Annotated in this window: 11 protein-coding genes and 1 pseudogene; 7 read left to right on the plus strand and 5 right to left on the minus strand. The window is 43.5% G+C overall.

Annotated elements, in window-relative coordinates; genetic code table 11:
* Positions 1 to 519, plus strand: a pseudogene (locus tag BP896_RS01890) (hypothetical protein); the annotation flags it as partial.
* A gap of 213 nt (positions 520 to 732) precedes the next feature.
* Positions 733 to 2553 (plus strand): hypothetical protein, encoded by a 1821-nt coding sequence (locus BP896_RS01895; protein WP_291765091.1) that lies wholly within the window; start codon positions 733 to 735, stop codon positions 2551 to 2553.
* 9 nt (positions 2554 to 2562) lie between these two features.
* Here BP896_RS01895 and BP896_RS01900 read toward each other — a convergent pair whose 3' ends face one another.
* Positions 2563 to 3510: a hypothetical protein gene (locus tag BP896_RS01900; protein WP_291765093.1), complete on the minus strand. Its 948-nt coding sequence runs from the start codon at positions 3508 to 3510 to the stop codon at positions 2563 to 2565.
* 8 nt (positions 3511 to 3518) lie between these two features.
* Positions 3519 to 4880, minus strand: coding sequence for an ethylbenzene dehydrogenase-related protein (locus tag BP896_RS01905; RefSeq protein ID WP_291765095.1), 1362 nt, complete (start codon positions 4878 to 4880; stop codon positions 3519 to 3521).
* A gap of 159 nt (positions 4881 to 5039) precedes the next feature.
* On the opposite strand from BP896_RS01905, the gene BP896_RS01910 reads away from it, so the two are divergent.
* The 4 genes from BP896_RS01910 (at position 5040) to BP896_RS01925 (ending at position 8643) form a co-directional block, all read left to right on the plus strand.
* A complete protein-coding gene (locus BP896_RS01910; protein WP_291765097.1) occupies positions 5040 to 5801 on the plus strand; it encodes a Rieske 2Fe-2S domain-containing protein in 762 nt (253 codons plus the stop codon).
* A gap of 10 nt (positions 5802 to 5811) precedes the next feature.
* Positions 5812 to 7233 carry a cytochrome b gene (locus tag BP896_RS01915; RefSeq protein WP_291765099.1) on the plus strand — a complete coding sequence of 474 codons (1422 nt, stop codon included), beginning with the start codon at positions 5812 to 5814 and terminating at the stop codon, positions 7231 to 7233.
* A gap of 33 nt (positions 7234 to 7266) precedes the next feature.
* Positions 7267 to 8037 (plus strand): enoyl-CoA hydratase/isomerase family protein, encoded by a 771-nt coding sequence (locus BP896_RS01920; protein ID WP_291765101.1) that lies wholly within the window; start codon positions 7267 to 7269, stop codon positions 8035 to 8037.
* A gap of 87 nt (positions 8038 to 8124) precedes the next feature.
* A complete protein-coding gene (locus BP896_RS01925) occupies positions 8125 to 8643 on the plus strand; it encodes a DUF4382 domain-containing protein (RefSeq protein WP_291765103.1) in 519 nt (172 codons plus the stop codon).
* Positions 8644 to 8725: 82 nt separating this feature from the next.
* On the opposite strand, the gene BP896_RS01930 is transcribed toward BP896_RS01925, so the two are convergent.
* The 3 genes from BP896_RS01930 to BP896_RS01940 all read right to left on the minus strand — a co-directional run bounded on the left by BP896_RS01930 (position 8726) and on the right by BP896_RS01940 (position 12406).
* Entirely contained in the window at positions 8726 to 9430 is a 705-nt protein-coding gene (locus BP896_RS01930; protein WP_291765105.1) for a queuosine precursor transporter, read from the minus strand.
* Between the two features lie 86 nt (positions 9431 to 9516).
* The gene (ppcA, locus tag BP896_RS01935; RefSeq protein ID WP_291765106.1) at positions 9517 to 11052 is read right to left on the minus strand and encodes a phosphoenolpyruvate carboxylase; all 1536 of its coding nucleotides are present in this window, start codon (positions 11050 to 11052) and stop codon (positions 9517 to 9519) included.
* Positions 11053 to 11152: 100 nt separating this feature from the next.
* The gene (locus BP896_RS01940; RefSeq protein ID WP_291765108.1) at positions 11153 to 12406 is read right to left on the minus strand and encodes a homocitrate synthase/isopropylmalate synthase family protein; all 1254 of its coding nucleotides are present in this window, start codon (positions 12404 to 12406) and stop codon (positions 11153 to 11155) included.
* 226 nt (positions 12407 to 12632) lie between these two features.
* On the opposite strand from BP896_RS01940, the gene BP896_RS01945 reads away from it, so the two are divergent.
* Positions 12633 to 13717, plus strand: a 1085-nt coding sequence (locus BP896_RS01945) for an acyl-CoA dehydrogenase family protein (protein WP_291765109.1), incomplete at its 3' end; no start/stop codon positions are given.

Consider the following 13717-nt stretch of genomic DNA (forward strand, 5'->3'; position numbering starts at 1 on the left):
TTAAGAGAAATTACTCAAAGACATGAGGATGCGATTACCGCATTAAGGAAAGACTTTAATGCATTTGTGGAGTTGGAGGAGAAGCGTTGGGAGGAGCAGTTTAAGTTTAATAAGTGGATGATGAATGCTTTAATGGAGATAAGGGATTCGCTTGGCGGCTTATACGAGTACTATACCGCTAGTTGGATAAGGGAGTGGCTTAGGGTTAAGGGCTTTGACTGTGATGTTAAGGTTAATGTTACCTTGCCAGTTGATGGATTAAGGGAAGTGGATGCCATATGTTATGATCCATTAGTTGTTGGAGAGGCTACGGTTAAGTTAACCTCTATTGAGGAGGCGGATAGGGAGATTGAGAAGTTGATGCTGAATGTTAAGGTGGCTGAGAAGCTAACTGGGAGGAGGCTATATGCCGCTGTTCTTGCTGTTGAAACCTTACCTGATGAGGTGGCTCGGTACTTAAGGGTGAAGGCTAAGGAACTGGGTATAATTCTAGTATTGGGGAGGGAATACACTTGGTAACCTTAAAGACTTAGTAGCACCCGTATGTTAAGTTACGTTACTAATATTACGTTTAATTGCTCTTAAGCCTACAACTGCCTCCTGCAGATATTATTTAATATGCTTATGAGGCTTCTATTTGGATGGTGGGCATTTTAAGATAAACGTGGGTGTTAATAGGTTTACATAATAAATTGAATAATACTTAAAAATATGCATTAATGACTTAGGATTATGGTTGAGTTGAAATTTTCAATATACATGACTGCACATGCGGTTAGGGATTTCCTTAAGAACGATGAATTATTCAGGAGGTTCATTAACGTTGCTAATGCGCTTGAGGTTAGTAAGGTGTATGTTGAGAATTATAGGGATGGCCTACTGTTGAGTAATGATGAGGTTGATGCTATGGTTAAGAGGCTTAATGGTGATTTTGAGTTAGCTGGTGGTACGGCTATAGGGACAAATGGTAATGGTTGGTTTAATTACGAGGACTATGGGTTTAAGGTGGCTTGCATAAGTGATGATAATAATAAGAGGTTAATAGCTGATGCAATGAGGCACTTAGCCAACCACTTTAATGAAGTTCTTATTGATGACTTCTGGGCTCAATGGTGCCATAGCGAACATGACATTGAATTATTCAACAGCATGTATGGTTTAGCCCTAAGTAGGGGTGAATTAATGAGGGCTATTAGGAATAATGATAGGAGGATACTTGACCTATGGGCCAATTACTCAGCCAGTATACTATATGATGTTTCAGAGAATTTTGTTGTTAAACCAGCTAGGGAGGTTAATAAGGGTATTAGGGTTAATCTTAAGGTTGCTGAATGGAGGGAGGATTTTCCACATAGGGGTTTAATCCTAAGTAAACTTGCCCAATTATTCAACAGAATCTATGTGGGTACTGAATCCAGGGAGGGAACTGAGCAGTATGGTTCATTCTTAATAACTGAGTACGTTAGGGCATTAGTCGGTGATAAGCTTGGTGGCGTTTGGTTCGATACCTTCAATGGGCTCTATAGTGGCTCATTAATAAGCTTAAGCATTTACCTTAAGCAACTGTGGTTTAGTGCATTAACGAGTGTTGATGAAATAGTGTTCTTTGACGCCTACTCCCTAACATTAAGTAATAGGGCTAAGTACATTGATGCTGTAAAGGCTGAGGAACCCATGCTTAAGTCAATGCACGGTAATCAAACTATTGAGAAGCTGGGCGTATTAATACCGAGTATTCAGGCTAGTGGTGCAGTGTTTGATAGGTATATTCAAGACTACCTAGGCATGATTGGCGTACCCTTAAGGCCAATTAACGTTAACAGTATTAAGGAGGGAGACTACGTCTTAATCACTGAGCATGCAGTAGGGTCAATTGATATTATTGAATTAGCGAGGAGGGGCATTAACCTCATTGTTACTTCAGGGGCCGCTGAACTTATTGCTAAGGGGGCCTTGGGTTACGAGGGTATTGATTTACTGGGCTTAGTGAGGGATAATCCGTTGATGAGCCCACTAATAGATGCCCTATACTTAATTAGCGGTAGCCATATGGCCTCCTACACGCATAGGAGGCCTGGCGCATTTCCAATTGGCCCAATACTGAATATTGCTGGTGGGAAGGTTCTACTCGAGGCTAGTGATGGTGTAAGCAAGTACCCTGTGGTTCACGTTAATGAACTTGGTAAGGCTAAGGTTTATGTTGTTAATTTAACGAAATATGCACCATATTTGAAGGACTACTACCCTGAATTAGCTAGGCGCATAATTAGGGATATTGCCTTCGAGTACGTTGGCTTAAGGGTTGATCCAGAGGCTTCAATGGCAAGTAACTTCTCACTAATACCATACGCTAATAATCACCTTGTGGTTTACAACATGAATGAGCATGCAATTAACGCCGTGATAACGGTTAATGCACATAGATTTAATGCATCCTCAGTGAAGGTAATTGAAGGTAGGGGTAGCGTTAGGGATTTTGAGGTAGTTGATGATTATCTTAGGGTTAGGGTAACTATTGAGGGTGAGTCGCCATTAATGATTAAGTTAACTTAATTTCAACGTTTATCTCCTACTAATGTAGCTAACCGCTAATGATGATGCAGCCACTGAGGCAAAGTATATTGATAACGCATGCGGCGTTAAGGCTGTAGAGACATAGGTTACTGCTAATGCAGTTAAGTAAAGGTACCTCCTATTGTTGAATATTCCATTAATTATTAAGGCTAATGATGCAAAAACATATAGGCCTAACATTATTGACATTAATGGAACAGATACCGGTGGTGCAAGTACCCCGAAGCCCATGGCAAACACCATGTCCATTATGTGCTGCATGAAGGTATTATCCACTGTTAATTGGTAGAGGGGTAGTGTAATAGATGCTGCAATGACCATGGTTAATGCATATCCAGTAATACTCCATTTACTGACTTTAAACCCAATTAATGCTAATGCAGTTAGCGTTAGTGCGCCAGTGATTACTAGCAGTAATGTTGGGTAGGCTAATGCGGTTGATGGTATTGTAATCGGTATTAAGTAGTACTCGGTCATTAGGTTCAGTATATAGTTCACCAGTGAACTTAATTGAAGCAGTATAGCCGGTATTAGTAGGATTAATTCAATAGGCTTAAGGGAAGTGGCTGCAAGTATTACTGCCACTATTGTCAATCCCCAAAGCAAGGTACTTAACGCCACCCAAGGCCATGTAAGATAGTACGTTGGGTAAACATAACTAAGCAATACCCCACCCCATAGTGCAGTGGTTACTACAACTAGGTAAAGTATCCTGAGGGGGACTTTAGAATCGTAAATTAAGAATGGTATAATTACCGACAATGCCGCTACACTAAATGTTCCAATAAGCCCCATTGAGGTTAATACATTGGCTGGAGCAGGTGTAAATGGTATTATGGGTTGTAGGAATTGCCTTAAAGCGAATTGCATCATGAAGAATCCTAGGAATAAGTATAAGAGGGTATTGTAGTATTTAATGTTAATTAATTCACTCACCTTAATCATCACCTATGCCTAATAGAATAGAAGATTAAGCCAATAGCCACTAAAGCAATTACAATGCCCACAACTGCAACTATTATGACTGGGGTTGGTATTGGTGGTGTAACTGAGGGTGCTGATGTGGCTATGGTTAATGGTATGAAGCTTGCTGATATGGACTTATCCCAACTGGTTTCACCAGCCTTACCTAACCAAACCCCGAAGGCTACATCATATGTTTGGCCAGGCGTTAAGTTTACTGTGTATGGCATTGGAGCCTTCAGTGGCCTAACAAACTCCACAATCCAATACCCATCCTCATACTTAGCGCCAGCGTAATTACTGAAGTAGCCAGGTTCAGGCCCGGTGGCGTTGGGGTACCATATTCCCCCATCACCAATATCATATAGGCCTGTTTCATTGGTTAGTAGGTTAATGAAGAATCCATGGGGGCTTTTAGAGAAGGATGAAGCAGCCGCCTCATCAATACCATTCTCCACATCCCAAGTAACATTAGTGAAGTAATTGAAGTTTTGGCCATCAAGGTAAGTGGCTCCACTTATCCACTCCCATATGTCAGCTGCCCCTGAACTCAATGAACCACCAGTGTACTGCTCTACATTTGATCCTAAATACACCTGCGCCATTTGACCAAGTTCACCAGGTATTTTATAGCCTGGGTGGGGGCCTCCAATATTCATGCAGTCGCTTGGGCTTTGGGCACTACCCATATACCACATTATAGCCACCCTATCAGGGTAATAGTGGCCTGAAGTTAAGTTAACGTAATAGCCATAGAAGTATACTCCGTAATGTGGTGCAACGTAAGCTAATATGTACTCCATGGGTCTTGGCGAACCCTTTATTACAGCATAACTTGCATTAATTATGAAGTACTTCTTATGGAAGGTATTGGCCAGTAGTTTTAGGAATGTTATGTTTAGTGGGCCATTCGGGTTATAGACAACCGGCCAATGGCCAGGCCCCGCAATTGCCGCTGGGCCAACTAGGCTTGGGCCATATGGGTCAGGCCACTTGACGAGTATGAATATGTAGCTTCCATTCCAAGCAGCCTTAACCATGATGTAAGGGACCTCACCGGAGGTGGGTACGTTTGCCAATATTGGGAGCATTTGAGTGGATAGGTTGGGTACTAGGGATACATTGAACCAAGGTAACTTACTCCAGAATGCTTCACTACCTGGATTCTGTAGGTTAGCGCTACCAACCACCTTATAAGCCACTATGCCGGTTGGTGTTTGAGCTAGGGGGATTGGGTAAATCATGTAAATTAACCCAACGGCGGCAGCCACTGTAATTACTATAGTTAGCTTTAAGTTCAGCTTTCTATTACCCCTATTTTTAAGCTTAATCCATCTATTCATAAATTAACATTGGCTTAGCCTTGTTTTTTAAGTTTTACTTAATGTTAAAATTATATTTACTTGGTATTAAATTGGGAAAAATCTGGAATTAAGCCTCATTTTACATCATGGCTTAACTATAGTTTAAATTTTTAAATACTCTAAACTATGGGTTAAATCATGAGTGGGGGTAATGTTAATGAGAGTAGGAGGAATTTCCTGAAGGCTATGGTTACAATCGCTGGGTTAAGTGTATTAGCTGGGATGCTACGGGGCCTTGAGGTACTTGTGCCACCTGAAGTATCTATAAGTGGCTTCCCCAGGTTGCTTCTCGTTGATGAGAATGGTAATCCAATTAAGGCGTCAAGCATACCGATTAATGGTAAGCAGATAGCATTATTCCCATATCCGCTTGATAATGAACCTAACATGCTACTTGCCCTAGGCGACTCCTCTGGTTCACCAGTTGAGGTTCCTCCAACCACTGTTATTATCCCGCAGAATAATGTTTCCTATGATTTCCCAGGTGGTGTTGGGCCGAGTAAGAACATAGTGGCTTACAGCGCCATTTGCCAGCACTTAGGCTGCACATTCCCTGAATTAACCTTCTACCCACCTGGCGTTAAGGCTATTACCGCTAATGGACCCATGGATAAGGTTATTCACTGCTCCTGCCACGGCTCCACCTATGATCCCTACCGCGGCGGCGCCGTGGTTACTGGGCCTACTGTTAGGCCATTACCCGCCGTGGTGCTTGAGTGGGATTCAAGTACTGATGAATTATATGCAGTGAAGATGATTGGGCCAGTGATATATGGGCATCCAGGGTACAGTAGCCCAACAAGCCAATTGGTGAAGAATCCAACAGGAGACTTAACTGGAGGATCACCAATAAGTGGTACAAGTACTATTGTTAAGTATTACAGTAACCCAGCATCATGAGGTGATGGATATGAGTAATGGCGGCTTCTGGGATAAGGTTGCTGAAATCCTCCACTTGAAGGATGTACCATTCATGGGTGTTCCAGATTACATGTTTAGTATAGAGTACTGGTTAGGCGCCATAGCTGCATCGGCCCTGGCTTGGCAAGCCATAACGGGATTAATACTATTACTGTATTACCAGCCCAGTGACGCGTATGATTCAACAATGGCCATAATACATAACGTACCATTTGGCTCAATACTACTCTCAAGCCACCTATATGGGGCATACATAATGATACTGGCTGTTTACATACATGGGCTTGAGGTATTCTTTAGGGGTGCTTATAAGAGGCCTAGGGGTGCTCAATGGGTTTTAGGCGTATTATTATTTGCCATGACTCTTGGCGCAGCCTTCGTTGGCTACTCATTAACTGGTGACGTTTTATCAGCTGATGCAGTGAATGTGGGTAGGGGTATTTTAACGGCCCTTGGCTTATCTAGTGCGATACCAATTCTCTTCGGTAATGGTACTCAACTGGACTTATTCACTAGGCTCCTTGGTTGGCATATAATAATTGCAGCAGCCTTAATACTATTCTTCGCCCTCCACTTCTACTTGGCTGAGCAGAATGGCTTCATGCCTGACCTCAAGGAGTCTAATTACAGGGCCCCAGCTTTACTGAGTAGAAGTGATTCAAGGCTTAAGCCCTGGTGGCCGAGGAACTTCATATTCATGTTAGCCATAGTGCTTTTAACCTGGGGCATAATACTACTCATACCCTCAGTGTTAGCTATACCGCAGGTCTTAAGCAGAGTACCCATATTGCTCTCACCCTACCCAGGCCCATCACCCACTAGCCCAGAGGCCAGTAGTGTGCCGGCTTACCCACCCTGGTTCTTCCTATTCATGTATAAGATGGCTGACATGCCCTTCGGATTAGCTATGGATACTGTAATGGGCATGTTCATACCACTCATAATACTCCTACTGGTTCCAGCCCTAGATAGGAGTGATGCATTGCATCCACTTGATAGGCCTTGGATCACTGCACTCTTCATAACTGGGTTAACTTGGGTTATTGAATTAAGTGTATGGAGCGCCATTCAACCCGGCGTACCTGTTAAGATGCAATGGTTCGCAATAACCATAATACCACCAGTAGTAATATCCTTTGGCGGGATTTACGCCATTAGGAGGGTTTGGTTTAAGGTTAAGGGTGAGCTCAGTGGTAGCAGGAATAGAGGTGCTGGCTTTAGGTTAAGTAAGGGCGCTGCATTATCTCTAGGTTACTTAACATCAATATTAGCCATAATAGCTATAGTGGTTTCATTTTTCCTTAATCCAATAATGGATGGGCCATATGTAGGTGTAATGTGGGGAACCGCCTTAATATCCTTTGCAGCATCCCTACTAGCCTACTTCTATGTTGAATACATTCAGTGGTAATTGTATTTAAGCCTTATTTAAGGGGTGTTATTAATGATGTTGAGTAAGGTTAAGGTGTGGAATGAGGATGGAGTTGGGGTTATAGCTCTTGATAATGGGCTAGAGAATTCACTTGACCTAGATGCCTTAATTCAATTAATGGCAGCATTAACCACGGCTAATAGGGATGCTGGGGTTAATTGGGTGGCCTTAACGGCAACTGGTCCAGCCTTCTTTACCACGGGCATTGACTGGGGCTCGGTGGGTGAGGATTATGATTCAGTTAGGGAATTGGTTAGCGCTATTAAGGCTTTAATATCCCTCATGGTAACGCTAGATAAGCCTATAGTAACCATACTGAATGGCTCAGCCCTAGGCCTAGGTCTTGAATTAGCTGCATTAAGTGACTTAACCATTGCCCCACCCGATGTATACCTATGCCACCCAGAGGGGGCGGTTGGTATTCCTATAGCTTTCTCAATGCCTAGGCTACAGCAAGCCTTACCCAGGATAGCCTTAGTTAAGTTACTTTCAGGTGATGCATTAAGTTCAAGTGAGGCTGGTGAGTATGGCCTAGTCCATATTGTACCAAGGGGGAATTTGTTTGGGGATGCTAAGTCAATAATAAGGAGTATTAGGTTTAATTCATTAGCTAGGAGAATAATGAATGAACCATTGAGGAGGATTATAGATGAAGCCGAGTCAGTACTGCTGGACGCCTTAATGTCAAAATGCCTAACTCACTCCTCAAGGGAGGAGTTAATTAAAGTCACTAGGGAGGCTAAGGTTAAGTGTAAGGGCAGATACTTGGTTCCACCAAGTTGAAACATGCTTGGAACTAACCTGAAATGGAGGTTCAATTGTATTGAAATTTAATTATCCTTAAAAAGAATTAACGCAATTACCCCCGCAATGAGGCCAATTATAATTGTTGTAATAGTGATGGTGGTTGCCGTAGCTGTTGCAGTATGGTATATGGCTACTAGGTTAATTGGGCCTGCATCAGTTTACATCTATATTAGTGATAAGCCAATGCAGGTGCAGCACCTTTATGTAGTAGTATCATCAATAATGCTTCATAATGAGGTATCCGGCTCATGGTACACTTGCAGTAATGCATCAGTGAGCCTTGACTTAACGAAGTTAATGTCAGCATCGCAATTAGTGGCCAAGTGTAACCCACCTAATGGCACATATAACTTAATCTTCCTACAAGTATCCAGTGCTCGGGCAGTGATTGATGGGCAGAATTACGATTGCTCAGTGCCCAGTGGTTTACTTAAGGTTCCCCTTGAGCCTCAGCCCATTGTAATTAATGGTACAAGTTACAGCATTAACGTTGATATAGGTATGGTTAATAACATTAACTTAACTGGTAATGGTAAATGCATTATTAAGCCTGTTGCCAAGGCAATAGTAACTAAGCATTAAGCATTTAAACTTTATAAAATAATCTCCCCTCATTTAAATTCCCATTATTCCCCCATCCATAATCTTACCCTTTAAGGTTAACCTACTTATGCGCCTGAATCACCGGGGCATATTTCAGCACGCTCCTATTAGCAGCCACTGCACCTATAGTTAAGGGTACTAGGGTTAATTTACCTAGTATTAGGCCCAGCATGGTGCTTAATAATGCTGGTAGTGGCATTACACCGTAGAAGGCTATTGGTGTGAAAACTAAGCTATCCGCAGTCATGCTAATTGGATCCGATATACCAACCCTCCTAAACACGTTACCCATAATCCTACTCACCAAGTGTACGTCAAGGGATTCGGCTATGAAGAATGCCGTAACACTGGCTACAGCTATTCTGGCTGATTCACCAATGATACTTGCGAAGGCGTTCTGCATGCTCCAGAAGGGGGCTGGTGGTGCGTATATTGTTAGTTGAATGATTGCCCAAAGCCCAAGTTGAAGCAGGGCGGCTATTCTAACTACCCAATACCCAATCCTCCTACCGAACTTAAGGGTTAAGACATCTAATGTGGCTACTGTGGCTGAGTAGGTTACTGTACCACTGGGTAGGTTGGCGTAGCCTATGTACATTATTTTACTGGCTAGGAATTGGCTAACTGTTAGGAGCATTAAGTATGATGAGATTGCCGAAGCCAGTAGGACATCATCACCACCTAGCCTCCATGATGCATACATTATTACGGCCGCTAAGGCATATACCACAGCCGCCTCAAGTAGGAAGTATGCTACAGGGTACATTAAGCCCTGGCCTGTGGGGCAGGTTTATAAACATACCTGCACATTAAGAGTACTACCTAGCATTAATACTATATTAAATATGCATATTAGCCAATAGCCCTCCTAACCTTCGCCATATCCAGTAGGTATGCCTTAGCATCATTAATGTAACCATTACTGGCGCTTTCAAGGAATAGCCTAGTGAGTAATGAGTGTTTCCTCTGCTCGAAGCTTGACGATATCTTAATACCTAATTCATCAATGGCCTTAATATCCTCAAGAATCATTGAAACAGCCTCCTTACTAACCCTTAACTCACCATTCATGCTTGGTAACTGCTCAATACACTCCATGCAAATGTATTGTGCGGCATCACTTAAATCCCTCCATAAGTTAATGTAATTCCCCTCTAGGACACTCCACTGCTCCTCATTAAGCTTAAGTAGCGTTGATAATCCAAGTAATTCAGGGGGTATGCCTATTGAGTATAATGCCCCAACGAAGGTTATTGCCCTAGGCAGAGTAATCCCCTTAAAACCCCTCCCATAGCCAAATAAGCCAATGTGCAGCCTCCTAGTCCTCCTTGGGGGTAGTAGTTGAGCAACATAGTTTATTACATTAGCTAATCCCTCAACCTCAGCCTGATACCTATCAATGTACTGCTTAATTATGGTTAAGGCCACCTCCTCCTCATACTTACTCAATATTACTGGTTCAGTGGGTTTTGAATTATTAACCGCATCAATTGCATCCTTAGCGTTATCCACCGGGTAATCGTACCTGAAGGCTGATTGGACAGTGAACGTGTAGGCTCCTGGATACTCCTTAAGCGTATTATTGACGTTACGTGGATTGAAGTTACCCCTGAAGGGTGTTGGACCCACGCCTATTATTGGGTATATGCTTAAGCCCAATGCATTACCGGCAGTGTAGGCTCTTGATAATGCTATCTTAGCCAGCAGCACTGCTGGTATTAGGCCGTAGTTCATTGCTGGGTCAGACCTAGCTATGAATACCCTAAGGTACTGGGGTTTAGCCACCTTAACGTAACCCTCTATTATTGAGTCAATCCTAAGTAGTGAATCCATATCCTCAACCAGTGGTATTACCTCAATGGCCTTTGGTTCAACCTCACCAATAATGTCGCTAACCTTAAGGCCGTCATCAAGCTCAACCCTGCATTTACCTGCAACAACCTTCTCATAGTACCTAAGGGTCATTATTAGGTCCCTTGAACTGGAGGTTAGCGGGAAAATAACCTCAAATATTGCCTTAACGGGCTTACCGTAGAATACCTTAGCTAAATCATAGGCCATTGGTATTGTTTCAAGAGCCTCAGCGTAAACCTTCCTATCTGAGGCTTCAACATTAGGGTTAGGTAACCTGTAGGTTAGGAAAATATGCTCACCAAGTATCTTATTAATGAAGAATCCCCCATAATTCTCAAAAAGCTTCCTAACCACGTAAATATCCACATCCTTACCCTCAAAATCCCACATGGTTTCCTGGCAGTCATAAATGCTGTAATTCATGTATGCTTCATAAACCTCATCATCACCCTTAATGAAGTCGTTAGTGACCCATTGAGGTACATTGGCGTAGTCAGGGTGCTGAGTGCACATTGTCCTCGGTATAATCCTCACGCTTAAGCCTCTGCACCTAGGCTTATTAAGCCCAGTGGCTTAGGTATATAGGCAATTGATTAATACTATTACGCTCCAGTAGCCTACTTAGTCATTGAGTTCACTTAACCTTCATGAATCCCCCATTAATTAACTCGCTCATAGACTTCATGAACTCCTCCTCATTCATTGGCTCCCTTAAAAGGCCCTCGTCGTAAAGCTTAACTATTGCCCTATAAACCCTCTCCACTACATCATCATTCTTACTCACATTCACTCCAACTCTCTTAAGCACATGTGCAATCCCAGACCTACCTGTGTATGGGCCTATTAGTATTACTTCCCTCATACCAATAAGTGAGGGATCCATGGATAAGTATGTTTCAGGGTCCTTGGATTGCGCATCAATATGGATACCAGCAGCCGTAGCGTAGGCGTTACCACCCACTATTGGTTGATGCCTAGGCACATTATACCCCATGCCCCTAAAGTACTCCACTATCCTTGAAATAACCCTAGGCTCCATACCATCGAAGGAACCCCTAAGCCTACCATACCAAACCACAAGGGCCTCAATGGGTACATTACCAGCCCTCTCCCCAATACCCAATAGTGTCCCATTATTTATCCCTGCTCCATAAACCCAAGCAGCCACAGCATTAGCTACAGCCATGTGGTAGTCCCCATGCCCATGAAACTCCAGGGTGCCGCTGGGTATTTTAAGTAGGCTCCTCATTACCCATATTAACTTGGGTATACTGTAGGGTAGTGAGGCTGTGGGGTATGGTACGCCAACGCCTGTTGTGTCAGGTAGCTTAATTGTTAAGGGTACACCATACTTCTCCCTCAGCTTAAGTAACTTACTTACGAAGGGTATTACGAAGCCTAATATGTCGGACCTTGTTACATCCTCAAGGCTACATCGTAAGGCTATTCCATTCCTCATAGCCTCCTCAGCGGCTTCAAGGTACTTCTCAGCTGCCCTAGCCCTAGTGGTGTTGAACTTGGCCTTAATGTGGATGTCTGATACTGACATTAGCATAACCATTTCATCTAAGCCCCCCTCCTTAATCAACCTAACATCCTCAATCCTAGCCCTACCCCAACCAATAACCTTAGGGTACCTTAACCCCAATTCAATAATACTCTTAACAATCCTCCTATCCCTCTCAGTGTATAGGAAGAATTCACTCCTACTCAACCTCCCACTACCATTATCAAGCTCAGAGAGTAGTTTGAAAAGCCCCTTAACGTCGCTTGGGCTATATGCGTAAAAGGCCTGCTGCCCATCCCTGAAGGTTGTATCCGTTATATATAATTCACTGGGCATGTTGGGTTCAACACTTATACCATCGAAGATTAACCTTGGGGGCATTGGCCAATTGGTGGGCCTATACTCAACCTCACTGTAATCTAGGCCCTCTTCCCTTAGGATTTTTAATAATCCATCCCGGGATTCCCTAACCCACGCTTCAATAGTAATCCCCGAAACGCTAAGCTACCTGGACTATATAAGCATTACGTACACTTCCAGAAGCCTTCAAGGAGCCTATATTTACTTTTAAGCGTAAAGCGAATTAAGTGCACTAAGCCAATAACCCATGCACCCGCTGCTTGAGGAGGTTCATGAATTATTAAGGAGGAGTACAGCCGAATTCGCTGAGGCTAGGATTGAGCCGCTGGCTAAGGCAATTGAGGTTAATGGTGAGTACCCTAGGCAATTAATGGGGGAGTTGGGTAAGCAGGGCCTACTAGCCCCAATGGCCCCACCGGAGTATGGTGGGGGTGGCTTAGACTTCAGGAGTGAAGTTATAGTTATTGAGGAGGTTGCTAAGCACTCCCCAACCCTGGCAACATTAATGGAGGTTCAAGGAGCCTTAATAATTGATTCGCTCCTAAGCCACGGTAATCAGGTGGTTAGGGAGAGGTTCCTTGAGGGTTTAGTTAAGGGTGATTTAATAGCCTCCTTCGCCCTAACTGAACCCTGCTGCGGTAGTGATGCTGGAGCCATTGAAACCAGGGCAGTTAAGGATGGTGGTGAATGGGTTATTAATGGCCGTAAGGCCTGGGTTACAAGTGGCCAATACGCTGACCTATACCTAGTCTTCGCAAGGACTGGTGGGGTTGAGGAGAGGCATAGGGCAATATCAGCATTCCTAGTGCCTAAGAGCAACTGCATTGAGGTTAACCCAATGAGTGTAATGGGGATTAAGGGCGGCGGCACCGCTGAGGTTTCCCTAAGGGGCTGTAGGATTCCTGATGATTATAGGATTGGGGAGGTTAATAGGGGGTTTTACTTAGCCATGGAGAAGCTTAACCTAGGTAGGACATGCGTTGGAGCCATTGGATTAGGCATAGCTGAAAGAGCCCTCAATGAAGCCTACAATTACGCTCAAGTTAGGCGAATATATGGGGGTGTGCTGGCTCAATTGGGCGTTATTCAAGGCTACCTAGCCCAAATGTATGCCCAAGTTGAGGCGCTTAGGGGCTTAATCTACTTAACAGCATACATGAGGGATAAGGGGTTAAGCGAATTCATTAAGTATGCTCAAGCGGCTAAATACCTAGGATCAAGTACAGCGGTTAATGCTACTAGGGCAGCAATACAGGTAATGGGGGCCATTGGCTTATCCACAGAATCACCCCTAGAATACCTCTACAGGGATGCTAAGGCCACTGAGGTTTA

Origin of the sequence: Caldivirga sp. UBA161, assembly GCF_002506515.1 — an archaeon.
Lineage (GTDB): Archaea > Thermoproteota > Thermoprotei > Thermoproteales > Thermocladiaceae > Caldivirga.